Annotated in this window: 26 protein-coding genes, 1 tRNA gene and 1 other RNA gene; 20 read left to right on the plus strand and 8 right to left on the minus strand. The window is 66.1% G+C overall.

Annotated features, from left to right (window positions below; genetic code table 11):
- Positions 1-46: 46 nt before the first annotated feature.
- From RAH32_RS01645 to gndA, 4 genes are all read left to right on the plus strand, one after another.
- A complete protein-coding gene (locus RAH32_RS01645; RefSeq protein WP_306605190.1) occupies positions 47-727 on the plus strand; it encodes an MOSC domain-containing protein in 681 nt (226 codons plus the stop codon).
- Positions 724-1,560 (plus strand): pyridoxal kinase, encoded by an 837-nt coding sequence (gene pdxY, locus RAH32_RS01650; RefSeq protein WP_306604544.1) that lies wholly within the window; start codon positions 724-726, stop codon positions 1,558-1,560. Before RAH32_RS01645 ends, pdxY begins: the two co-directional genes overlap by 4 nt.
- Positions 1,561-1,572: 12 nt before the next feature.
- Entirely contained in the window at positions 1,573-2,013 is a 441-nt protein-coding gene (locus RAH32_RS01655; RefSeq protein WP_306604545.1) for a PaaI family thioesterase, read from the plus strand.
- Positions 2,014-2,092: 79 nt separating this feature from the next.
- On the plus strand, positions 2,093-3,493 hold the full coding sequence (gene gndA / locus RAH32_RS01660) for an NADP-dependent phosphogluconate dehydrogenase (protein WP_306604547.1): 1,401 nt from the start codon (positions 2,093-2,095) through the stop codon (positions 3,491-3,493).
- 50 nt (positions 3,494-3,543) lie between these two features.
- Here the strand turns inward: gndA and RAH32_RS01665 are convergent, their stop codons facing one another.
- Positions 3,544-3,801, minus strand: a complete 258-nt coding sequence (locus tag RAH32_RS01665; protein ID WP_306604548.1) for a PepSY domain-containing protein — start codon at positions 3,799-3,801, stop codon at positions 3,544-3,546.
- 54 nt (positions 3,802-3,855) lie between these two features.
- On the opposite strand from RAH32_RS01665, the gene ssrA reads away from it, so the two are divergent.
- Together ssrA and RAH32_RS01675 are read left to right on the plus strand one after the other, a co-directional pair.
- Positions 3,856-4,210: a transfer-messenger RNA gene (gene ssrA / locus RAH32_RS01670) on the plus strand.
- A gap of 130 nt (positions 4,211-4,340) precedes the next feature.
- Positions 4,341-4,808 (plus strand): SspB family protein, encoded by a 468-nt coding sequence (locus RAH32_RS01675; RefSeq protein WP_306604550.1) that lies wholly within the window; start codon positions 4,341-4,343, stop codon positions 4,806-4,808.
- A 29-nt stretch (positions 4,809-4,837) separates the two neighbouring features.
- On the opposite strand, the gene RAH32_RS01680 is transcribed toward RAH32_RS01675, so the two are convergent.
- Positions 4,838-6,433 carry a peptide chain release factor 3 gene (locus tag RAH32_RS01680; protein WP_306604551.1) on the minus strand — a complete coding sequence of 532 codons (1,596 nt, stop codon included), beginning with the start codon at positions 6,431-6,433 and terminating at the stop codon, positions 4,838-4,840.
- A gap of 76 nt (positions 6,434-6,509) precedes the next feature.
- Positions 6,510-6,584, minus strand: a tRNA-Thr gene (locus RAH32_RS01685).
- 132 nt (positions 6,585-6,716) lie between these two features.
- Between RAH32_RS01685 and RAH32_RS01690 the strand changes: the two genes are divergently transcribed.
- Genes RAH32_RS01690 through RAH32_RS01715 form a run of 6 tightly spaced genes read left to right on the plus strand, consistent with a single transcriptional unit; the run spans position 6,717 to position 10,968 of the window.
- Positions 6,717-6,881 (plus strand): hypothetical protein, encoded by a 165-nt coding sequence (locus RAH32_RS01690; RefSeq protein WP_306604552.1) that lies wholly within the window; start codon positions 6,717-6,719, stop codon positions 6,879-6,881.
- Complete coding sequence (gene murA, locus RAH32_RS01695) at positions 6,882-8,150, plus strand: UDP-N-acetylglucosamine 1-carboxyvinyltransferase (protein WP_306604554.1); 1,269 nt, start codon at positions 6,882-6,884, stop codon at positions 8,148-8,150. It abuts the gene before it with no gap.
- A 3-nt stretch (positions 8,151-8,153) separates the two neighbouring features.
- The gene (locus RAH32_RS01700) at positions 8,154-8,630 is read left to right on the plus strand and encodes a DUF2948 family protein (protein ID WP_306604555.1); all 477 of its coding nucleotides are present in this window, start codon (positions 8,154-8,156) and stop codon (positions 8,628-8,630) included.
- A 60-nt stretch (positions 8,631-8,690) separates the two neighbouring features.
- A complete protein-coding gene (hisD, locus tag RAH32_RS01705; protein ID WP_306604557.1) occupies positions 8,691-10,004 on the plus strand; it encodes a histidinol dehydrogenase in 1,314 nt (437 codons plus the stop codon).
- The gene (locus tag RAH32_RS01710; protein WP_306604559.1) at positions 10,001-10,480 is read left to right on the plus strand and encodes a UPF0262 family protein; all 480 of its coding nucleotides are present in this window, start codon (positions 10,001-10,003) and stop codon (positions 10,478-10,480) included. The genes hisD and RAH32_RS01710 overlap by 4 nt, the downstream gene beginning before the upstream one ends.
- 2 nt (positions 10,481-10,482) lie before the next feature.
- Positions 10,483-10,968, plus strand: a complete 486-nt coding sequence (locus tag RAH32_RS01715; protein WP_306604561.1) for an arsenate-mycothiol transferase ArsC — start codon at positions 10,483-10,485, stop codon at positions 10,966-10,968.
- A 68-nt stretch (positions 10,969-11,036) separates the two neighbouring features.
- Here RAH32_RS01715 and RAH32_RS01720 read toward each other — a convergent pair whose 3' ends face one another.
- Entirely contained in the window at positions 11,037-11,264 is a 228-nt protein-coding gene (locus RAH32_RS01720; RefSeq protein ID WP_306604562.1) for a DUF1127 domain-containing protein, read from the minus strand.
- A 134-nt stretch (positions 11,265-11,398) separates the two neighbouring features.
- On the opposite strand from RAH32_RS01720, the gene RAH32_RS01725 reads away from it, so the two are divergent.
- Positions 11,399-12,268 carry a LysR family transcriptional regulator gene (locus RAH32_RS01725; RefSeq protein ID WP_306604564.1) on the plus strand — a complete coding sequence of 290 codons (870 nt, stop codon included), beginning with the start codon at positions 11,399-11,401 and terminating at the stop codon, positions 12,266-12,268.
- 36 nt (positions 12,269-12,304) lie between these two features.
- Here the strand turns inward: RAH32_RS01725 and RAH32_RS01730 are convergent, their stop codons facing one another.
- The gene (locus tag RAH32_RS01730; protein WP_306605192.1) at positions 12,305-13,117 is read right to left on the minus strand and encodes an NF038132 family protein; all 813 of its coding nucleotides are present in this window, start codon (positions 13,115-13,117) and stop codon (positions 12,305-12,307) included.
- Between the two features lie 229 nt (positions 13,118-13,346).
- Between RAH32_RS01730 and trpA the strand changes: the two genes are divergently transcribed.
- The 6 genes from trpA (at position 13,347) to recR (ending at position 18,229) form a co-directional block, all read left to right on the plus strand.
- On the plus strand, positions 13,347-14,144 hold the full coding sequence (gene trpA, locus RAH32_RS01735) for a tryptophan synthase subunit alpha (RefSeq protein ID WP_306604566.1): 798 nt from the start codon (positions 13,347-13,349) through the stop codon (positions 14,142-14,144).
- Positions 14,144-14,662: a GNAT family N-acetyltransferase gene (locus tag RAH32_RS01740; protein WP_306604568.1), complete on the plus strand. Its 519-nt coding sequence runs from the start codon at positions 14,144-14,146 to the stop codon at positions 14,660-14,662. The genes trpA and RAH32_RS01740 overlap by 1 nt, the downstream gene beginning before the upstream one ends.
- 44 nt (positions 14,663-14,706) lie before the next feature.
- On the plus strand, positions 14,707-15,432 hold the full coding sequence (locus tag RAH32_RS01745; RefSeq protein WP_306604570.1) for a molecular chaperone DjiA: 726 nt from the start codon (positions 14,707-14,709) through the stop codon (positions 15,430-15,432).
- Positions 15,433-15,497: 65 nt separating this feature from the next.
- Positions 15,498-17,267, plus strand: coding sequence for a DNA polymerase III subunit gamma/tau (locus RAH32_RS01750; protein ID WP_306604572.1), 1,770 nt, complete (start codon positions 15,498-15,500; stop codon positions 17,265-17,267).
- A 3-nt stretch (positions 17,268-17,270) separates the two neighbouring features.
- The gene (locus RAH32_RS01755) at positions 17,271-17,615 is read left to right on the plus strand and encodes a YbaB/EbfC family nucleoid-associated protein (RefSeq protein WP_306604574.1); all 345 of its coding nucleotides are present in this window, start codon (positions 17,271-17,273) and stop codon (positions 17,613-17,615) included.
- A 14-nt stretch (positions 17,616-17,629) separates the two neighbouring features.
- On the plus strand, positions 17,630-18,229 hold the full coding sequence (gene recR / locus RAH32_RS01760) for a recombination mediator RecR (protein ID WP_306604576.1): 600 nt from the start codon (positions 17,630-17,632) through the stop codon (positions 18,227-18,229).
- A gap of 232 nt (positions 18,230-18,461) precedes the next feature.
- On the opposite strand, the gene RAH32_RS01765 is transcribed toward recR, so the two are convergent.
- Complete coding sequence (locus RAH32_RS01765; protein WP_306605194.1) at positions 18,462-20,045, minus strand: lysine--tRNA ligase; 1,584 nt, start codon at positions 20,043-20,045, stop codon at positions 18,462-18,464.
- Between the two features lie 93 nt (positions 20,046-20,138).
- Between RAH32_RS01765 and RAH32_RS01770 the strand changes: the two genes are divergently transcribed.
- Complete coding sequence (locus RAH32_RS01770) at positions 20,139-20,561, plus strand: tellurite resistance TerB family protein (protein WP_306604578.1); 423 nt, start codon at positions 20,139-20,141, stop codon at positions 20,559-20,561.
- Here the strand turns inward: RAH32_RS01770 and dacB are convergent, their stop codons facing one another.
- A complete protein-coding gene (gene dacB / locus RAH32_RS01775; protein WP_306604580.1) occupies positions 20,562-21,923 on the minus strand; it encodes a D-alanyl-D-alanine carboxypeptidase/D-alanyl-D-alanine endopeptidase in 1,362 nt (453 codons plus the stop codon). It abuts the gene before it with no gap.
- Entirely contained in the window at positions 21,920-22,477 is a 558-nt protein-coding gene (locus RAH32_RS01780) for a nicotinate-nucleotide adenylyltransferase (protein ID WP_306604582.1), read from the minus strand. The genes dacB and RAH32_RS01780 overlap by 4 nt, the downstream gene beginning before the upstream one ends.
- Positions 22,478-22,489 lie beyond the last annotated feature (12 nt).

Raw genomic sequence — 22,489 nt, forward strand, 5'->3', positions numbered from 1 at the left:
CGGAGTGCCAATCGGTTGATAACGGGCACAAGTTTACGCGCGGAACATCATGCCTATAACCCTGCTGACCGGACCGGTCGCGCCCCTTGCCGGAACCCCGGCAACAAGCGCCATCGCCAAGACCCCTGCTGCATCGCCTCTATGGCTGGGAACCCATGGGTTGCAGGGCGATGCACAGGCCGATCGGCGCGTCCACGGCGGGCCGGAAAAGGCCGTTCATCATTACCCCTGGGATCATTATGCCGCCTGGCGCGCCGATCTGGGCGCGCTGCCCATGCTGGATGCACCCGGCGCCTTTGGCGAGAACGTCTCGGACATGGGCCTGACCGAGGACACGGTGGCCGTGGGCGATATCTTCCGGCTGGGCGGCGCCTTGGTGCAGGTGTCACAGGGACGCCAGCCCTGCTGGAAGCTGAACCACCGCTTTGGCCTGCCCGACATGGCTCGGCGGGTGCAGGATACGGGACGGACGGGGTGGTATTATCGCGTCTTGCAGCCGGGCCTTGTCGCACAAGGCGACGATCTGGCCCTGATCGACCGGCTGGCCCCGGAATGGACGCTGCGCAGGCTGTGGCGGGCCATGTATGTGGATCGCCTGAACCGCACCGAACTGGAAGCCATCGCCGCCCTGGATGTCCTGGCCGAAGGGTGGCGGCGATATGCCCGGCGCCGCCTGGACAGTGGCCGTGTCGAAGACTGGCGTCCCCGGCTGGAGGGCAGGTCGTGAAGCCGCCCCTGGTCATCTCCATTCAAAGCCAGGTCATCCACGGCCATGTCGGCAATTCCGCAGCCGTCTTTCCCATGCAGGCGGCTGGGCTGGAAGTGGCGGCCGTCCCCACGGTGATCTTTTCCAACACCCCCGACTATCCCACCCTGCGCGGCGCGCCCCTGCCGCCGGACTTGTTCGCCGATCTGCTGCTGGGGGCCGAGGAACGCGGCTTGCCGCAGCGCGCGGACTGGCTGATGACGGGCTATATCGGCTCGGTCGAGGTGGGGCGGCTGACCGCAGACTTCGTCGCGCGGTGCAAGGCCGCCAACCCGCGCCTGCGCTATCTGTGCGACCCGGTGATGGGCGACGATGGGCCCGGTCTGTATGTTCCTGCCGAACTGGCGCGCATCATCGCGGACAGGCTGCTGCCGCTGGCGGATCTGGCGACGCCGAACACCTTTGAACTGGGACACCTGACCGGACAGCCGATCAGGGGCATGGCCGATTTGCAGGCCGCCAGGGCCAGCCTGCGCATGTCACCAGGCGCTTCGCTGGTCGCGACAGGATGCGTGCTGGACGACAGCCCGGCCGATCATCTGGAAAGCGTGATCCTTGGACCCAGCGGTGCGACGCGCCACCCGACGCGCCGCCTGCCCATGGCCCTGCCCGGCACGGGCGATCTGTTCGCGGGGCTGATCGTGGCATCCCTGGCCAAGGGCCGCGGCCTGATCCAGGCGGTCGAAGCAGCGCAGGATCTCACCTCGGCCGCGCTTGCCCATGCAGATCGCATCGGCGCCCGAGAAGTCGTGCTGTCCGATCCCGGTTTCCGAACCGCCCTTCTGACCCTGTAAGCCCAAGAGGACATGATGGACATTGGCAGCGACCTGCCCCAGGCAACCGTGGACCGCATCCGCGACAGCTTTGCCCGCCAGGGGCTGATGTCCCTCCTGGGGGCTGAACTGGACCGGATAAAGGCGGGGCTGGTGACGATCCGCCTGCCCTTTCGGCAGGAACTGACGCAGCAGCACGGCTATTTCCACGCAGGCGGAACGGCGTCCATCGCGGATTCTGCAGGGGGCTATGCGGGCTTTACGCTGTTTCCCGAAAACACGTCGGTCCTGACGGTCGAATTCAAGCTGAACCTGATAAACCCCGCCCAGGGCGACTGGCTGGAGGCAGAGGGCCGCGTCATCAAGCCGGGCCGCACCCTGACCATATGCCAGCTGGATGTCTGGGGCATCGCCCCTGGCAAGCGCATCCATGTCGCCACCGGATTGCAGACCCTGATCCAGGTCAAGGGCTGACAAAAGCCGCCCCGCCGTGACAAGGCCGCGACGTTAGCGTAAACAGCCGCCAAGACGGAAAGCGCGAAGGGATTGCGGCATGGCGGACGCTCGGATCGGACTGATCGGCTTGGGAACAATGGGGGCGGCGCTGGCGCTGAACATCGCGGAAAAAGGCTTTCCCATCGCGGTCTGGAACCGCACGGGCCAAGTGACGCGGGATTTCGCCGCAGGCGCGGGGGATCTGGCGGGGCGCATCGTTCCGACCGAGTCCCTGGCCGACCTGGTGGCCGCCATCACCCCGCCGCGCGCGATCATCCTGATGGTGCCCGCGGGCCGGCCGGTGGACGACCAGCTTGCCGCCCTGGCGCCCTTGCTGCACGCGGACGATTTGGTGATCGACGCGGGCAATGCCGACTTCCATGATACCAACCGCCGCAATGCCGCGAACCTGCCCTTCCGCTTCCTGGGCATGGGCGTGTCCGGCGGAGAGGAAGGCGCGCGCCATGGCCCGGCGATCATGGGGGGCGGAGATGCGGCGGACTGGGCGCGCGTGGCCGACGTGATGACCGCCATCGCCGCCCGGGCCGAGGACGGCACCCCCTGCGCCGCCCGGATGGGCGATGCGGGCGCGGGGCATTTTGTGAAGATGGTCCACAACGGCATCGAATATGCCGACATGCAGATGATCGCCGAGGTCTATGGCCTGCTGCGCGACGGCATGGGCCTGGACGCCGCCGCGATCAGCGCGGCCTTTGCCGGCTGGAACGAAGGCGCGCTGAAATCCTATCTGATCGAGATTTCGGCCAAGGTCACGGCTGCCGCCGATCCCCATACCGGCAAGCCGATGGTTGATGTCATCCTGGATCGGGCTGGGCAGAAGGGCACCGGCCGCTGGACCGCCATCGAGGCGCAGCACCTGTCCGCCCCCATCCCGGTGATCGAGGCCGCCGTGATGGCGCGCAACGTCTCTGCCCGGCTGGACGAACGGCAGGCCGGTCAGGCTTTGTTCGGGCCGGCCCCGCAGCCCTGCGCCCTAGCCTCGGAAACGCTGGAACAGGCGCTGATCGCGGGCAAGATCCTCTGCTATGCGCAGGGTTTCGCAATGATCGCGGCCGCGTCCGACCGATTCGGCTGGACGCTGGATCTGCCCGAGATCGCGCGTGTCTGGCGCGCGGGCTGCATCATCCGGTCCGCCATGCTGAACGACATGGCATCGGCCCTGGCCGAGGACCCGGCCCGCAATCTGATCATGGCGCCTTTCTTTGCCGACCTGATCGAAACAGCCATGCCGGCGCTGCGGCAGGTCGTGTCCCAGGGTGCTGCGGCGGGACACGCCCTGCCCGCCCTGGCATCGGGGTTGATGTGGTTCGACCTGATGCGCACCGGGCGCGGGACGGCCAACCTGATCCAGGCGCAGCGCGATTTCTTCGGCGCACACGGCTTCCAGCGCCTGGACGGGATCGACGATCCGCATGGCCCCTGGGGCCAGTCTGCATAAGGGAAAAGGGGCAGCGCGATGTTGCCCCCTTCATCCAAAAGCCGCACCGTTTACTGCTGCATTTCGCCGGATGCCGGGTCCACGCGGATCTCGACCTCGCGATTGTCGGCGTTCTGGTACTCGACTTCCCAATATCCGTCGTCGTCCCAAGACACATCGGTGATGTGTCCCAGTTCGCCGGCCAAGTCGGCTTCAAGCTTGGTCACCAGTTGCGACAGGGGCATCGACCCTTCGGGCGGGGTTTCCTGCGCCATCAGCGCAGTGGGGGCAGCAATCAGCGTGGCCAGGGCAATCATGCGAATCGTCATGGGTAAACTCCTTGAATAGAGCCACCCAACGACTTGGCCTGCCCGCGGTTCCGGGGCCTTGCGGCGGGGATCGTGCGGTCCTATATTCGTCCTGTTCGGGGCAACCCGGACTATGGACATAAACGCGCATGGAATAAGCGGATCGGACCCGGGGGCGGTACCCGGCGACTCCACCAGATCACCCTCGTTGGGGGGCCTTGGGGTCGAAACAGGATCGACGAACGTCTAAAGATGTTTGCTTTGTCTCGGTGAGCTACCACCGTCATCGGTGCAAAATGTACAGTTGCCAACGACAACCGTGCTCCGGTCGCGCTGGCTGCGTAAGCAGTCCGCAAGATCGAAACCTAAGCCCTTCCGCCTAGCAGCGTAAGGCGGGGCCCGCAGGAGCCTGGCAACAGAATCCTGTACTTTCAACCAGTTCTTTGCACTCCTGCGCAGGCGCCCGCAAGAGGCGCGCGGGTTTCTTGCCCAGGCGCAGGACGCCCCCTTTTCATCGTCGGTCATATGCCTATGCTGGCCCGAAATCGAAGGGGACGGGCATGGCGCGATCTGGAATCGACTATGGCGGAATGATGCATCGCGCGATGCAGGCTTTGATCGCGGATGTGCTGGAACGCGTCGCCGAACACGGTCTGCCGGGCGATCATCATTTCTTCATCACTTTTGACACGCGCGATGAAGGGGTCGAGATGGCCGACTGGCTGCGCGAACGCTACCCCGAGGAAATGACCATCGTCATCCAGCACTGGTTCGACAACCTGACCGTGGACGACGAAGGCTTCACTGTCACCCTGAACTTCGGCAACTCTCCTGAACCGCTGCGTATTCCCTTTGACGCGCTGCGCACCTTTGTGGACCCCTCGGTCGAATTCGGCCTGCGCTTCGAGACGCAAGAGTCTGACGATGATGATGAGGACGAGGAAGACGACGAAGACGGTGACGACAATCCCGACGGCGCCCCGAACGGCGGCGGAGAGGTCGTGCAACTGGACCGCTGGCGTAAATAGTAAAAGGGGCGCCTGACGCGCCCCATTCCTTATACCATCATTTCCTTCGTTGCGGTCAGCCGCAGTTCCGGGTGATCGCGCGCCACGCGGTCGATGTCCCATTGCAACCGCGTCAGATAGACCATGTCGCCGTCGTGATCCTGGGCGATGTGGCCCTTGTTGGCCTGCACGAAGGCATCGACCTTGTCCTTGGGTCCTGCGACCCAGCGGGCGCTGGTGAACTGCGATGCCTCGAAGCGGACGGGGATGCCGTATTCGATCTCGATCCGGCTGGCCAGAACCTCGAACTGCAGGGCGCCGACGACGCCGACGATGAAGCCCGACCCGATCATCGGCTTGAAGACCTTGGCCGCGCCTTCCTCGGCGAACTGCATCAGCGCCTTTTCCAGGTGCTTGGCCTTCATCGGATCGGTCGCGCGCACCGATTGCAGCAATTCCGGCGCGAACGACGGGATTCCGGTAAAGCGCAGCGCCTCGCCCTCGGTCAGGGCGTCGCCGATGCGAAGCTGGCCGTGGTTCGGGATGCCGATGATGTCGCCCGCCCAGGCTTCCTCGGCCAGTTCGCGGTCGGCGGCCAGGAACAGCACCGGGTTCGTCACCGCCATCGGCTTTTTCGACCGCACATGGGTCAGCTTCATCCCGCGTTCGAAATGACCGCTGGCCAGACGCACGAAGGCCACCCGGTCGCGGTGCTTGGGATCCATGTTGGCCTGCACCTTGAAGACAAAGCCGGTGACGGGTTTTTCCTCGGGCGCGATCTCTCGGTCGGCGCTGTTCTGGGGCTGCGGCTGGGGGCCGAACTCGCCGATACCGACCATCAACTCCTTCACGCCAAAGCTGTTGATCGCGCTGCCGAACCAGATCGGCGTCATGTGCCCCTCCAGGAAAGCCTTGCGGTCGAAGGCGGGCAGCAGTTCGCGCGCCATCTCGATTTCCTCGCGCAACTTGTCCAGCAGGTCGGCGGGAACGTGATCGGCAAGCTTGGGATCGTCCAAGCCATTGATCTTGATCGATTCGGCGACCCGGTTCCTGTCGGCCCGGTCCATCAGTTCCAGCCGGTCGTGCAGCAGGTCATAGCAGCCCACGAAATCGCGCCCCGATCCGATGGGCCAGCTTGCCGGGGCCACGTCGATGGCCAGGTTTTCCTGGATCTCATCAATGATTTCGAAGGTGTCGCGGGCTTCCCGATCCATCTTGTTGCAGAAGGTCAGGATCGGCAGGTCGCGCATCCGGCAAACCTCGAACAGCTTGCGGGTCTGCGATTCGACGCCCTTGGCCCCATCGATGACCATGATCGCCGCATCCACAGCCGTCAGCGTGCGATAGGTGTCTTCCGAAAAGTCGCTGTGGCCCGGCGTATCGACCAGGTTGAAGCGGTAACGGTCGAAGTCGAAGGACATGGCGGACGCGCTGACCGAGATCCCGCGATCCTGTTCCATCTTCATGAAGTCGGACCGCGTGCGCCGCGCCTCGCCCTTGGCGCGCACCTGCCCGGCCATCTGGATCGCCCCGCCGAACAGCAGGAACTTTTCGGTCAGCGTGGTCTTGCCGGCATCCGGGTGCGCGATGATCGCGAAGGTGCGGCGGCGGGCGATTTCGGGGGGAAGATCGGGGCGGTTTGTCATGGGCGGCCTGTAGCCTGCAAAACGGAATTGCGCAATCGCCAAGGGCATTGCGTCAGGGTGCAGGCGTTCTGAAGGATGGTGCTGCGAGAGAGGATTGAACTCTCGACCTCACCCTTACCAAGGGTGTGCTCTACCACTGAGCTACCGCAGCGCCGTGAGGGGGCGTTTAGACAAAGCGGCTGCCCCGCGCAAGGGGGATCGGCAGAAAAATCGCCCGTGGCGGACCCTGCGGCGGCGCGGGCTTTGCTGGACTGTTGCCGCGACCGGCGCTAACAGGTTGCGGATGAACGACCGCCCGGACGACACCAAGAAAGGGAACAGCCGCGAGGAACGGCTGCGCGCCGCCCTGCGCGCCAACCTGCAACGCCGCAAGGCACAGGCGCGCGCGCGGGCGCTCGATGACACGGACGGGCAGCAGGACAGCGATACAGGCAAGGACGACACCTAGATGGACCAGATCATCGTGCGCGGGAACGGCCCGCTTCAGGGCGAAATCCCGATTGCGGGGGCCAAGAACGCCTGCCTGACGCTGATGCCCGCGACGCTGCTGACCGACCAGCCGCTGACGCTGACCAATGCGCCGCGCCTGTCCGACATTCGCACCATGACCGCGCTGCTGCAAAGCCTGGGGGCCGAGGCCGCCAGCCTGCAGGACGGACAGGTGCTGGCCATGTCCAGCCATGCGCTGACCAGCCACCGCGCGGATTACGACATCGTGCGCAAGATGCGCGCCTCGATCCTGGTGCTGGGACCGATGCTGGCCCGCGACGGCCGGGCCGAAGTGTCGCTGCCCGGCGGCTGCGCCATCGGTGCGCGGCCCGTGGACCTGCACCTGAGGGCGTTGGAGGCGATGGGTGCCGAACTGGACCTGCGAGACGGCTACGTCCACGCCAAGGCGCCGACTGGCGGCCTGCGCGGCGCTGTCGTGGAATTCCCGCTGGTCTCCGTCGGCGCGACCGAGAACGCCTTGATGGCCGCGACGCTTGCCAAGGGCACGACCGTCCTGAAGAACGCCGCGCGAGAGCCCGAGATCGTGGACCTGGCCCGCTGCCTGCGCGCCATGGGCGCCCAGATCGACGGCGAGGGCACCAGCACCATCACCATCCAGGGCGTTGCGGCCCTGCACGGCGCGACCCATCCCGTCGTGACCGACCGGATAGAGCTTGGCACCTATATGCTGGCTCCCGCCATCTGCGGCGGCGAGGTCGAGTGCCTGGGCGGCCGGATCGAGCTGCTGTCGGCCTTCTGCGAAAAGCTGGACGAGGCCGGGATCGACGTCACAGAGACCCCGCGCGGCATCAAGGTCAGCCGCAGGAACGGCATCCGCGCCGTCAATGTCACGACCGAACCCTTCCCCGGCTTCCCGACCGACCTTCAGGCGCAGTTCATGGCGCTGATGTGCGTGGCCGAAGGCACCAGCGTGCTGGAGGAAACGATCTTCGAGAACCGCTTCATGCACGCCCCGGAACTGACCCGCATGGGCGCCCGGATCGAGGTTCACGGCGGCCATGCAACCGTGACCGGGGTTGACGGGTTGCGGGGTGCACCGGTGATGGCCACGGATCTGCGCGCCTCGGTCAGCCTGATCCTTGCGGGGCTTGCCGCCGAAGGCCAGACCACGGTCAGCCGCGTCTATCACCTTGACCGGGGCTATGAACATGTCGTGCGCAAGCTGCGCGGCGTGGGCGCCCATATCGAACGCGTGAAAGAGGAATAAGCCATGCCACAGGATGCCCGCTTTGCCGATGCCGATCCCGCGCCCCTGGCGCTGATGGCCGAGGACGAGCAGGATCTGCGCATCCTCTCGGCCCTGCTTCAGGATGCTATCCTGCCCGCGTCCGAAATGTCCTATGACCATCGGGGACGGTCGCTGGCCCTGCTGCTGAACCGGTTCCGCTGGGAAGATGCCGAACAGGCCTCGACCGAGGGGCGCGACTATGAACGCGTCCGCTCGGTCCTGCTGATCCGCGACGTTCAGCGCGTCCTGTCGGACGGGATCAACCGGGATGCGGATACCGTCCTGGAACTGCTGGCGATTGTCTGGCAGCCGGGCCAGGACGGAACGGGGCGGCTGCTGCTGGAATTCGCGGGCGACGGCACCCTGGTCGCCGAGGTCGAATGCATCAACATCGACCTGCGCGACGTGACGCGCCCCTATCGCGCAGTGTCCGGCAAGGCGCCCGTCCACCCCGACTGAAGCGCGGCTTGAGGCGCCGTCGGCTTGCGGCTAACAAGGCGTGACGCCAGGGGAAACACCATGCCGGTAACGCTTCGCACATCGCAGCCTGATTTCGAATCTCGGTTTGCCGACATGCTGTCGGCCAAGCGCGAGGATTCGACCGATGTGAATGACGCGGTGGCCGCGATCATCGCCGATGTGCGCAAGCGGGGGGATGCGGCGCTGTGCGACCTGACCCGCCGCTTTGACAGGCTGGATCTGCCCGCCGACCGCCTTCGCTTCTCGCCCGAGGAGATTGCGGCCCATGTGGCTCATGTCCCGGCCCAGGATCGCGCGGCGCTGACGCTGGCCGCAGACCGCATCCGCGCCTATCACGAACGCCAGGTGCCCGAAGATGCCAGTTGGATCGACCCCCAGGGCGCGACGCTGGGCTGGCGCTGGACGCCGGTTTCGGCGGCGGGGCTGTATGTGCCGGGGGGCCAGGCGGCCTATCCGTCGTCCGTCCTGATGAACGCGATCCCGGCACGGGTCGCGGGGGTCGAGCGGCTGGTGATCTGCGTGCCGACGCCGGGCGGCCATGTCAACCCGCTGGTCCTGCTGGCAGCGCAACTGTCGGGCGTGGACGAGATCTATCGCATCGGCGGCGCGCAGGCCGTGGCGGCCATGGCTTACGGCACCGACACGATCGCGCCGGTAGACAAGATCACCGGACCGGGCAATGCCTATGTCGCGGCGGCGAAGCGGCAAGTCTTCGGCAAGGTGGGCATCGACATGATCGCCGGCCCCTCCGAGGTTCTTGTGATTGCCGAGGGCGACCAGCATCCTGACTGGCTTGCGCTGGACCTGCTGGCGCAGGCGGAACATGACGCGGACGCCCAGTCGATCCTGATTACCACCGACGCGGCTTTGGGCCATGCTGTCGCGGGCGCCGTGGACCGCATCCTGCCCACCCTGCCCCGTGCCGCCATCGCGGGCGCAAGCTGGCGCGACTATGGCACCATCATCGTGGTGCGGGACCTGGACGAGGCAGCAAGCCTGTCGAACCGGATCGCGCCCGAACATCTGGAACTCTGCGTGGACGACCCCGAGGCCCTGGCCGCGAAATGCGTCCACGCGGGCGCGATCTTCCTGGGTCCGCACACGCCCGAAGCCGTGGGCGACTACGTCAGCGGTCCCAACCATGTCCTGCCCACGGCGCGGTCGGCGCGGTTTTCCTCGGGACTGTCGGTGCTGGACTTCCTCAAGCGCACGACGGTGGCCCGCCTGACTCCGGGCGCGCTGAACGCCGTGGGCCACGCCGCCATGCGGCTGGCCGCGGCCGAGGGTTTGCAGGCGCATGGCGAATCCATCCGCGTCCGGCTGGAGCAGCTGAACGAAAGGGCGCCGGAATGACCCGGATCATCCATATCCAGATCGACGATTCCCAGGCTCCGCCGGCCACGCCGGAGATGGAGCAGGAACGCCGCGTCGCGATCTTCGACCTGATCGAGGACAACAGCTTCAGCGTGCCGGGCCGCGACGGTCAGCCCGCGCCCCAGGGGCCGTTCCAACTAGACCTGTGCATCCGCGAACGCCGCCTGGTTTTCGACCTGGCTAGCGAAGGGGGCGACAAGGTGGCCGAATTCCACCTGTCGCTTGGGCCGTTCAGGCAGGTGACCAAGGACTATTTCCAGATCTGCCAAAGCTATTTCGACGCCGTGAAACGCCTGCCACCCGCCCAGATCGAGGCAATCGACATGGCCCGGCGCGGCATCCACAACGAAGGCGCGCGGACATTGCAGGAACGGCTGGAAGGCAAGGCCGAGCTGGACATCGACACCGCCCGGCGCCTGTTCACCCTGATCTGCGCCCTGGTGCCCCAAGGCTGACGATGGTGCAGAACACGATCCCCGCCTCGGTCCTGTTCTGTTGTGATCACAACTCCATCCGTTCGCCCATTGCCGAAGGCATGATGAAGAAGTTCTATGGACGGGCGGCTTACGTGCAGTCGGCGGGCGTCAAGAACGACATGGAGGTGGACGGCTTCGCCATCGCGGTCTGCGACGAAATCGGCATCAGGATCGAAAACCACCGCAGCCGCAGCTTCGAGGAAATGAAGGACTGGGGGGATGATCTGGGCGGATTCGACCTGATCGTCGCGCTGTCCCCCGCCAGTCAGCGGCAAGCCCTGGAACTGACCCGCGTATTCCATCTGGATGTCGAATACTGGCCCATCATGGATCCCACTGGCCTTGCCGAGGGGCGCGAGGCCAGGCTGGCCGTCTATCGCCAGACGCGCGACCAGATCAAGGCCCGGATGATCGAACGCTTCGGCCCGCCCCTCCTTCCCGACGCCCAGGATGACGACCAGTCGTGACCCGGCGAAAAAACCGCGCCAGCCCATGATGGGCGGCGCGGCAGTTTGGCAATCCTGATGGGGTAAGATCAGCGACGCCAGTTCGCAGGCACGTCCCAGATCGGACGCGCAATTTCGGTCGCGACGTCGTCGCGGGTCAGCCCGATGTCGCGCAATTGTTCATCGCTGAGATGGGCAAGATCCAGGCGAGAGCGGCGCAGGCTCAGCATGGTCATGATACGCTTGCCCAGTGACGGGCGCGGAGAATGGCCGTGCCCGGCAACAAAGGGAAGCGAAGCGGCTGTCTTGGTGAACATCGTTCGTCTCCGGTGATGAAAAGCATCACCACGCGTGATGCTTTAAGAATTTCTAATTTCCATGATTGATAGATAGCTGACAGCGTTCTATCTTTGAAACGAATGTTTTTGATCCTTCCCATCAAGGGACGTGAATGATGCGCAACCTGGACATTTCCACCCTTCGTTCGCTTCAGGCAGTGGCAGAATACGGTGCCGTGACCCGCGCGGCCGAGGCGCTGAACATGACCCAAAGCGCGCTGTCGATGCAGATCAAGCGGCTGGACGACCTGTTTGGCGAATCGATGCTGCAAAAGCAGGGCCGTGGCGTGGTGCTGACGGATTTCGCGACCGAACTGTTGGTCGAGGCGCGCAAGCTGGTGGCCTTGAACGATGCCATCGTGTCCCGCTTTACCGGGGAACGGCCCGAATCGAGGCTGCGCGTCGGGCTGACCAGCGACTGGCTGTTCACCAAGGTGGCCCAGGCGGTGCGGGCCTTCCGCCAGGCGAATCCGCGCATCGAGTTGATCATCAACGATGGCCGCAGCAAGGACCTGCGCCAGCAGATGAAGCGCTGCGAACACGATGTCATCCTGACCACGGAATTCGAGACGCCGCCGGGCGCGATCCATCTGGCCAAGGTGGACCTGGCATGGTTCGGCGCGATCGGCGGCAATGCCTGGACCCAGCGTCCGCTGCCCTTGGCGAATTCGCCGCATTGCGCCTATTACCCGGTGGGACTGACGGCCTTGGATCGGGCGGGCATCGAATGGGTGCAGGCCGTGGCCGACGGCGGAAGCGATACATGGCGGGTCAGCGCGGCGGCCGACCTGGGCATCACCATCCTGCCGCGCGGCATCGCGCAGGCGGGGCTGGAACCGGTGGAACACGGCGGCGCACTGCCGCCCCTACCGCCCACATGGCTGAACGTCTATGTCGCCGACAGTCCGGCGCGGCGCGAAGCGACCGAGTTTGCGGGATATCTCCGACGGGCGGTCTGCGAAGTGGCCGCAATGGCCGCGTGATGGCTGACCCGCATTCCTGCGGATCAGCCGGGTTCTTCACGCCTGGGCCTTCTGGCGGCGGCGCATGACGCCCATGGCGCCGATCCCGGCACCCAGCAGCAGCGCACTTGCCGGCAGCGGCACGGCGGCAGGATCGACCGGCGGGGTAATGATCACGTCGCCGATCTTGGCACCGGCAAAAGCCATTCCGCTATCGAATGCGGTATCGTTCCAGTTGGTCACCCCGAACTGCAACGTATAGCTGCCTGCCTCGGTGATGGTATAGGTGGACTTGACCCATCCCGTCGCGCCGCATCCCTCGCCAATGGCGATATAGCAGGTGCCGCTGCTGCTTCCCAGCACGTCCCAGAATGTCGCACCGTCCTGGATATCGACGGACACGGGATCCAGCGTGGCCGCCGGAGCGGGCATTCCAAAGCCCGGGACGCTGGACCCCGTGGGCGTGGTGCGTGCCGTGAACAACAGGGCGACCTCGTCACTGGTCGTGGCATCCAGAAGCCTGGACCAGCCGTAATCCGCAAAGCCGGCCCCGTCGCTGGTCACATAGTTGAAATAGAACTCCAGCACGTCGCCCACTGCAGCGGTGAAGGCTGCGGTGATGACATTGCTGCCATTCCGGGCGACGCCGGTTCCACCAACGCCCGGAAGCGAGCCGCCACCCGTCACGCCTCCGGCCGTCGAAACGTAGTAATAGCCGGGCCCTTGGGCAGGGGGCGCCGACACGACGCCGTTGGGGCTGCCGGTGCCGGCGTTGCCTTCCGCCGTCCAGCCGGACGGCAAGGTGGCGGCATGCGCCCCGACGGCCAGCAAGGCGGTCGCAGCCGCCGTTGTAAGAAAGGTTCTGATCATCACTCAAAACTCCACTATCAAAGGATCGTCGCAACAACGGTTGCCTTTGAACGAATAGCAGATTTTCCGATCGCGAAGAATTTATTCTTTAGTCCAAGGCATCTAACAATTTCCAGATGCCGATCCGGGGGATTGCTCTACCGCGAATTGCGCCCGGTCCTGTCGGGCGGGACACTTGATCCCGCTGCCGAACTGGGACACACAGACTGGCATTCGCAAGAGGATGACCATGACCCGGATCGACGACACCTTTCAGCGCCTTCAGGCCCAGGGGCGCAAGGCCTTCGTGACCTATATCATGGCCTCGGATCCTGACGACGCCACGACGCTGGACATCATGCGCGGCCTGCCGGGCGCCGGGGTGGACATCATCGAACTGGGGATGCCCTTCACCGATCCGATGGCCGACGGCCCGACCATCCAGTCGGCGGGACAGCGTGCCCTTGCCGCCGGGGGCAGCGTCACGCGGACGCTGGCGATCCTGCGCGAATTCCGCAAGACCGACGACACCACGCCCGTCGTGCTGATGGGCTATTACAACCCGATCTATGCCCGCAGCGGCGGCGTCGAGCGGTTCCTGGCCGACGCCAGGGACGCCGGCGTGGACGGGCTGATCGTCGTTGACCTGCCGCCCGAGGAAGACGACGAACTGTGCATTCCCGCCCAACGCGCGGGCCTGAACTTCATCCGCCTTGCGACACCCACGACCGACGACCGGCGGCTGCCTGCGGTGGTCAGGAATACATCGGGCTTCGTCTATTATGTCAGCGTGACCGGCATCACCGGCGGCCCCGCCGCCAATGCCGCCGAGGTCGCCCCCGAGGTCGCGCGCATCCGCAAGGCCGCCAACCTGCCGGTGGTCGTGGGCTTCGGCATCTCGACCCCCGAGGCGGCAGAGAAGATCGCAAGCGTCGCGGATGGCTGCGTGGTGGGCAGCGCCATCGTCAAGAAGATCAGCGAAGGCCGTCCCGTCCCCGAGGTGCTGGACTTCGTGCGCGATCTGGCCGCCGGGGCGCATCGCGGCTGATGGTACTGCTGCGCGACGCCCGGCCGGACGACGTGCCCGCAATCGCGGCGATCTGGAACCCGATCATCCGGGACACGGTCGTCACCTTCTGGCCGACCGAGCGAAGCGACGCCGAGATTGCGGCCCTGGTCCACGACCGACAGGCGGATGGCCGTCCCTTTCTGGTGGCCGCGGCCGAAGACAGGATCCTTGGCTTCGCCACCTACAGCCAGTTCCGCAACGGCGGCGGTTACGCCCGCAGCATGGAGCATACGATCTATCTTGCCCCCCAGGCCCGAAACGGCGGCACGGGCAGGCTGTTGCTGGGCGCCCTGGAAGATCACGCCCGCGCCTGCGGACACCGGCTCTTGATCGGCGGGATCACGGCATCCAACGAAGGATCGCTGCGTTTCCACGCCCGTGCGGGATATGCGGAATGGGGGCGCATCCCTTGTGCCGGATGGAAATTCGGTGCCTTTCACGACCTGATCCTGATGGGAAAGGATCTGGACAGATGCGAACAAGGCGCGACACCCTGACACTACCCATGCGCCGCGTTAGCGGATAACCTGGAGGCATGGACATGCGCGCGACCGATACCCCCTGCCCCAGCCTGCCGAAGCCCCGCAGCTTCTGGCAGCGCATTGGCGACCGCCTGGCGGCCTTTCTGGGCAGCGCCAGGCCAGCGATCCCGCCTGAACGCTCCGTGGCCTTTACCATCGCCGTGATCGCGCTTGGCGCGAAGCTTGCCAAATCCGACGGCGACGTGGCCCGGTCCGAGGTCGCGGCCTTTCGCCGTGTCTTCATCATCCCGCGGGCCGAGGAAAAGAACGCGGCGCGCGTCTTCGACCTGGCCCGCCAGGACGTGGCGGGTTTCGACGCCTGGGCGCGCCGCATCGCCGCCATGTTCCCGGCGGGGGATCCGGTCCTGGCCGATGTGATCGAGGGCCTGTGCATCATCGCCGTCGCCGATGGCGGGATGCACGAGAACGAGATCCTGTTCATCGACGAGGTGGGGCGCATCTTCGGCCTGCCCGCCGAGCGCGTGGCCGCCATCCGCCTGCGCCATGACCGCCAGACCGGCTGCCCGCCCTGCGACGTGCTGGGCATCCCGCTCGACACCCCCCTGCCCGAGGCGCGCAAGCGCTTCCGCGCCCTGATCCTGGAAGCCCATCCAGACCGCGCCATCGCACGCGGCCTTCCGCCCGAAGCCGTGCGCCTGGCCGAGGCCCGCACACGCCGCCTGAACGAGGCTTGGGAGAAGTTCCGCCAGATGCGTCGCGGCACTGTTCCGCAGCCCGCCGAATAGGTCCGGCCCTTGCCGCGCAGGGGCGCAGCGACTAGGTTCCCCCTGACCCTGTGACGGACCCCACGATGCCTCAAGACGCTGCACCTGCCTATCAGGTCCTGGCCCGAAAATACCGGCCCGAGACCTTTGCCGACCTGGTCGGCCAGGACCCGATGGTGCGCACGCTGAAGAACGCCTTTGCCGCCGACCGCATCGCGCAGGCCTTCATCATGACGGGCATCCGCGGCACCGGAAAAACCACCACCGCGCGGATCATCGCCAAGGGCATGAACTGCATCGGCCCCGACGGCCAAGGCGGCCCCACGACCGAACCCTGCGGTGTCTGCGAGCATTGCGTGGCGATCAGCGAAGGCCGCCATGTCGATGTGCTGGAAATGGACGCGGCATCCCGCACCGGCGTCAACGACATCCGCGATATCATCGAAAGCGTGCATTACCGGGCCGCATCTGCGCGCTACAAGATCTACATCATCGACGAAGTCCACATGCTGTCCACAAGCGCCTTCAACGCGCTGCTGAAGACGCTGGAGGAACCGCCCCCGCATGTGAAGTTCATCTTCGCCACGACCGAGATCCGCAAGGTTCCCGTCACGGTCCTGTCGCGCTGCCAGCGCTTCGACCTGCGCCGGATCGAGCCCGAGGTGATGATCGCCCTGCTGCGCCGCATCGCCACGGCCGAGGGCGCGCAGATCACCGACGACGCCCTGGCTCTGATCACCCGCGCGGCGGAAGGATCGGCCCGCGACGCGACCAGCCTTCTGGACCAGGCGATCAGCCACGGCGCGGGGGAAACCACCGCCGAACAGGTCCGCGCCATGCTGGGCCTTGCCGACCGTGGCCGCGTCATCGACCTGTTCGAGATGATCCTGCGCGGCGATGCGGCATCCGCGCTGACCGAACTGCAATCGCAATATGCCGACGGCGCCGATCCGGTGGCAGTGCTGCGCGATCTGGCCGAGATCACGCACTGGATTTCCGTCGTGAAGATCACGCCGGATGCGGGCGACGATCCGACCATCGCGCCGGACGAACGGGTGCGCGGCAAGGAACTGGCCGACAAGCTGGCGATGCGCGTGCTGACCCGGCTGTGGCAGATGCTGCTGAAGGCGCTTGAGGAGGTCTCGGCGGCGCCGAACGCCATGATGGCTGCCGAAATGGCGATCATCCGTTTGACCCATGTGGCTGACCTGCCCGACCCCGAGGCGCTGATCCGCCGCGTCCAGCAGGCCCAGGCGGCGGGCGATTTCGCCCGGTCCGCGGCACCTGCGGCGCCTTCGCAGGCGCCCCGCGCGGCACGGCCCGCGCCGGTGATCGCACAGCGGTCGGGCGCGGCAACCGCGCTTGCCGTCAGCCCCGACGCCTTCGCGGCCTGGCCCGACTTCGCCTCGGTCCTGGATCTGATCCGGCGCATGGGTGACATGCTTTTGCTGGTGCAGGTGGAACGCCATGTGGGCCTTGTCCGCTACAGCCCCGGCCGGATCGAGTTCGAGCCGAAGGGCAACGCGCCCCGCGACCTGGCGCAGAAACTGGCCGAACGCCTGCGCGGCTGGACGGGCGGGCAGCGGTGGGCCGTCACCGTTACGAACGACGGCGGCGCACCGACCATCGCCGAACAACAGGCGGCCGAGCAGCGCGAACGCGAGGAACGCGCCATGCAACTGCCGATCGTGCAGCAGGTGCTGGCGACGTTTCCGGGCGCGAAACTGCGCGACGTGCGCCGCATTGCCCCCGAGGTCGAGGCCGTCGAGGCGGAAGGCGCGGCCAACCCGCACGAGCTGACCCAAGGCCCCGTGGCAGAGGTCGAGGAATGGGATCCCTTCGAGGATGAGGAATAAGAGATGATCAAGGGTTTGGGCGGCTTTGGCGACATGGCCAAGATGATGAAGGCCGCAAAGGACATGCAGGACCGGATGGCTCAGGTGCAGGCCAGTCTGGATACGATCACCGTTACCGGCGAATCCGGTGCGGGGCTGGTCAAGGCAACGGCCACGGCCAAGGGCGAGTTGACCGCACTTGATATCGATCCGTCGATCTTCGTGCCGTCCGAAAAGGAAGTGGTCGAGGATCTGATCCTGGCCGCGATCAAGGACGCGCAACGCAAGGCGCAGGAAAAGATGCAGTCGGAAATGGCCCGCATCACCCAGGAACTGGGCCTGCCCGCCGACATGAAGCTGCCCTTCTGAATGGCTGCCAAAGGATGACTGGCGACAGCGACGACATCCAGGCGCTTGTCGGGCTGATGTCCCGGCTGCCGGGGCTTGGCCCCCGGTCGGCTCGGCGCATCGTTCTGCACCTGATCCGCAAGCGCAGCGGACAGATGTCGCAACTGGCCGGGCTGCTGGATCGGGTGGCGGTCAATTCCCGCGAATGCGTGACCTGCGGCAACATCACCGACCGCGATGAATGCGCGATCTGCACGGATCCTGCGCGTGCAACGGGGGAAATCTGCGTGGTACAGGATGTGGCCGACCTGTGGGCCATGGAACGTGGGCACGCTTTTGGCGGACGCTATCACGTCCTTGGCGGCACATTGTCGGCCTTGGATGAGGTCGGGCCGGACGACCTTGGCATCCCGACCCTGATCGACCGGGTCGAGCGCGAGAAGATCCGCGAGGTGATCCTGGCCCTGAACGCCACCGTCGATGGCCAGACCACGGCGCATTACATCGCCGATGCCCTGGCGGATTCGGGCGCGACTGTGACAGGCCTGGCGCAGGGCGTGCCGATTGGCGGGGAACTGGACTATCTCGACGACGGCACGATCAGCGCGGCGCTGCGCGCGCGGCGGAAGCTTTAGCAGACCTGTGGCCCTTGACTGGGCGGGATCAGGAAACGCATGCGTTTCCCCCGACCGCGTGAGCGGGTTCCATCAGAGACATTTCGGTTCCGTGACCACGAGAGGCCAGCGCCAACCCAATGGGCGTGAAGCGCCCGCCGGTGGCGGGTCGGGCGCCGGGCCTTTGAGGCCCGGCGGCGTTGGTGGTTATGGAGTCACGTGGCGAAGGCGATGGCCTTCGCCAGTCACGGCCTCAAGCTTCGGCCAGCTCCCCCGCCAAGGCCCTCTCAATCAGCGCCCGCGTCTCATCAATCCCATAGAGCGCAATGAACCCGCCAAAGCGCGGTCCTTGGTCAGCACCCAGCAGCACCTGATAAAGCGCCGCGAACCAGTCGCGCAGGGGTTCGAAGCCGTGGTCCTTGCCGATGGCGAAGACCATCGACTGCAAGGCCTCGGCATCGGCGGGCTGGTCCCAGGCGGCCAGGCGCCCGGCCAGATCCTCCATCGCGCGGCGTTCCACCTCGGTCGGTTCGCGGAACTGGCGGGTTGGCGCAACGAAGTCGGTGAAATAGCGCACGGCAAAGCCCGCCGCCTGGTCCAGCCCCGGATGCGTCTCGGGGCTGGCTTCGGGCGCATAGCGGCGGATGAAGCCCCAAAGCCCGTCCTTGTCCTTGGCCCCCGCGACCGATGCTAGGTTCAGCAGCATCTGGAACGGCACCACCATGTCGGAGGCGGGCACCTCGCCGCCGTGGATATGCCAGACAGGGTTTGCCAACTGCTGATCGACCGTCTGGTCGGGATAGGCGCGCAGCTGCTGGTGATATTCATCGACGGCCTTGGGAATGACATCGAAATACATCCGCTTGGCTGTCTTCGGCTTCTGATACATGAAATAGGACAGGCTTTCGGTCGCCGCATAGGTCAGCCATTCGTCGATGGACAGCCCGTTGCCCTTGGACTTCGAGATCTTCTGGCCGTGCTGGTCCAGGAACAGTTCATAGGTGAAATGCTCGGGCGCGCGGCCGCCAAGGATCCGGCAGATGCCGTCATAGATCGGCGTGTTGGTGGAATGGTCCTTGCCATACATCTCGAAGTCCACGTCCAGCGCGGCCCAGCGGGCGCCGAAATCGGGCTTCCATTGCAGCTTCACCTGGCCTCCCGTGACCGGCAGGGTCAGTTCCTGCCCGTCCTCGTCGTCGAAGGTGATCGTGCCGTTCTTCGCATCCACATGCTTGATCGGCACATACAGCACCTTGCCCGTCTTGGGGCTGATCGGCAGGAAGCAGCTATAGGTCTGCTGGCGTTCTTCCCGCAGGGACGCCAGCATCACCTCCATGATCGCGTCGTAACGCTCGGCGGCCAGCAGCAGCGTGTCGTCGAACTGGCCCGACTTGTAGAATTCCGTCGCGCTGATGAATTCGTATTCGAACCCAAAGGTGTCCAGGAAGCGGCGCAGCATGGCGTTGTTGTGGCCGCCGAAGCTGTCGTATTCGCCAAAAGGGTCGGGCACCGTGGTCAGCGGTTCCTGAAGGTGCTGGCGCAGCATGTCCTGGTTCGGGACGTTTTCCGGGACCTTGCGCATCCCGTCCATGTCGTCGGAAAAGCAGAACAGCCGCGTCGGGATGTCGCTGATGATCTGGAACGCGCGGCGGATCATCGTCGTCCGCGCCACCTCACCGAAGGTGCCGATATGCGGCAGGCCCGAGGGGCCATAGCCCGTCTCGAACAGGACATAGCCCTTTTCGGGGTCTTTCTTTTCATAACGTTTCAGCACCCGGCGCGCCTCCTCGAACGGCCAGGCCTTCGATTGCAGTGCGGCGTCGCGCAGGGTGGTCATCGCATACTTCTCCTGTTCCAAGGCTTGACGCCTTATTGAAAGCGGGCTGAATGGTCAATAATTTGCACCCCAAGCATTATCCAGGGACCAGACATGACCATCGACCTGCCCTCGTTCTCGCCCTGCGATGCCTTGGTGGCGGTGATGGTTGCCGTGTCGGCGTCCGACCAGACCTACCGCACGGCGGAACTGGTGGCGATCCAGCGCAGCGTGGACCACACGCCGGTCTTTGCCAGTTACGACGACGACCGCATCCGCGCTGTCAGCCAGACAGTGATGACCCTGTTCGAGCACGAGGACGGCATCGACGCCCTGTTCGGCCTGATCCGCGATGCGCTGCCGGAAAAGCTGTATGAAACCGCCTATGCCTTGGCCTGCGACGTGGGCGCGGCGGATGGGCGGCTTTATGAAGGCGAGGTGGCGATGCTGGCCGAGATCCGGCACCAGCTGAACATCCCCCGCCTGCACGCCGCCGCGATCGAACTGTCCGCCCAGGTCCGCCACCGCGTCCTGTAGTCAGCCCCAGATCGCCAGCACATCGCGCTGAAGCCGCTTGGCATCGCGCGTCCAGGTCAGCACGCCCGCCGGCAGTTCCTGTCCCGACGTATCGGCCTGCCGCGTTGGATCGGCGGCAAGGATCGCAAAAGCCGACTGGCTGCCGTCCGGGCGGGTCAGATAGCCCGCCAGATTGGACACGAAGTTCAGCGTTCCGGTCTTGGCCCGGACCTGTCCTGTCTGCGTGGGATCGCGGCCCAGATCCTCATCCAGCGGATCGGGCTTCAGCAGACCGGGCAATCCTGCCGACAGCCCCGGCCCGGCCAGCAGCCGGACCATGCCCTGCGCCGTCACACGGCTTTCGGACGACAGGCCGGAATGATCGGCAAGGGTGAAATCAGCACCATGCCCCTGCGCCGCCAACCACGCCATCATCGCACGCGCCGAACCCGCCGGATCGGCGGCGCCGCTGGCGTGCAGGCCCACGACCTCGGCCGTCAGGTTGGTCGAGAAAGTGAGCATCCCGCGCAGGATCTCCTCCAGCGGCGGGCTGGAATGGTTGGCGACCACCTCGCCTGCAGGCAGGTCGCGGATGACCTTGGGCGCGGGCAGGACCAGGCCCTGCGCACGGCACAAGGTCTGGAAGACGTCGCCAGCATAGAGTTCCGGCTTGCGAACGGGCAGCCAGCGGCTGCCGGGGCGGGCGGTGGCGCTGCGCGAAACGCTCCAGCTTTCGCGGTTGCCATTGTCGCGCCAGGAAAACAGGTCGGCCTGATCGGCAGGCGCCGCCGTGACCGTATAGGCGCGCGGGGAATGGGACGCGGCCCGCGCCTCCAGCGACATCTGTGTGCCGCCTTGCCGCCAGCCCAGATGCACGCGGTTGAAGTTCAGGATCATTCCCGACAGCGCGGGGTTATAGGCCAGGTGATCGGCCTGCGGGGGCGCGATTTCCTCGATCTGAGGCAGCGCGCCGCCCCAGACGGCAAAACGCGCGGGCGCAGGCTGGCCTGGCGCGGCAAGGTCGGCGGCCAGCCGCGCCAGATCGTCGGTGGACAGAACCGGATCGCCGCCCCCCGCCAGCACCAGCATGTCGCCCGAACGGATGACGCGGGTGGCAAAGCTGCGGCTGCGGCCCAGCTTGGCCAAGGCATAGAGCGCCGTCACCGCCTTCAGCGTGCTGGCAGGCATCATTGGCGCGGCGGCCAGCGCGGCATCGGCCAGCGTGTCGCCCGGCAGGTCCATGCGGGCGTAGGCGACGACGCCCGGCAGCCCGGCCGTGGCGACGACCCGACCGGCGGTGAAGCGCGGCTTTGCAGGCGGGCGGCCCCAAGATGCCGTGGGCAGCACAGCCAAGCCTGCCAGAAGGCTGCGCCGGTGCATCATGGCCGTGCCCTCAGCGCGGTTGAGGACTGGCGCGACATGGGCAGGTTGACCAGCACCCAGGCCGGCGGCTTGCGCAGGGCCAGCGTCCCCGCCTGGGACTGCGGCAGGCGCGCGCGCGCCATGACCTGCGCGGCCTTCGTGTGGCGGGCGGCGGTGCGCGATCCGGGTCGGGCCAGCACGCCGATGGGGACGGCGGCGGCGATCTCACTCCAGCGGTCCCAGCGGTGGAACTGGACCAGGTTGTCCGACCCCATCAGCCAGACAAAGCGCACGCCTGGATAAAGGCGCCTCAGGGCGGCAAGGGTATCCGCCGTCATCCGTGTGCCAAGACGCCGTTCGATGTCGGTCACGACGACGCGCGGGTCGGTCAGAAGCCGCCGGGCATGTGCGATGCGCTGCGCCATCGGCGCGGGCCCCCGCGCCTTCAGCGGATTGCCGGGCGATACCAGCCACCAGACACGATCAAGCCGGAACCGGCGCAATGCGGCCTGTGTGATGGCCAGATGGCCTTCATGCGCGGGATCGAAGGATCCCCCCAGAAGGCCGATGCGCATTCCCGGCGCGGC

Source organism: Paracoccus yibinensis, from assembly GCF_030846195.1.
GTDB classification, from domain to species: Bacteria; Pseudomonadota; Alphaproteobacteria; order Rhodobacterales; family Rhodobacteraceae; genus Paracoccus; species Paracoccus yibinensis.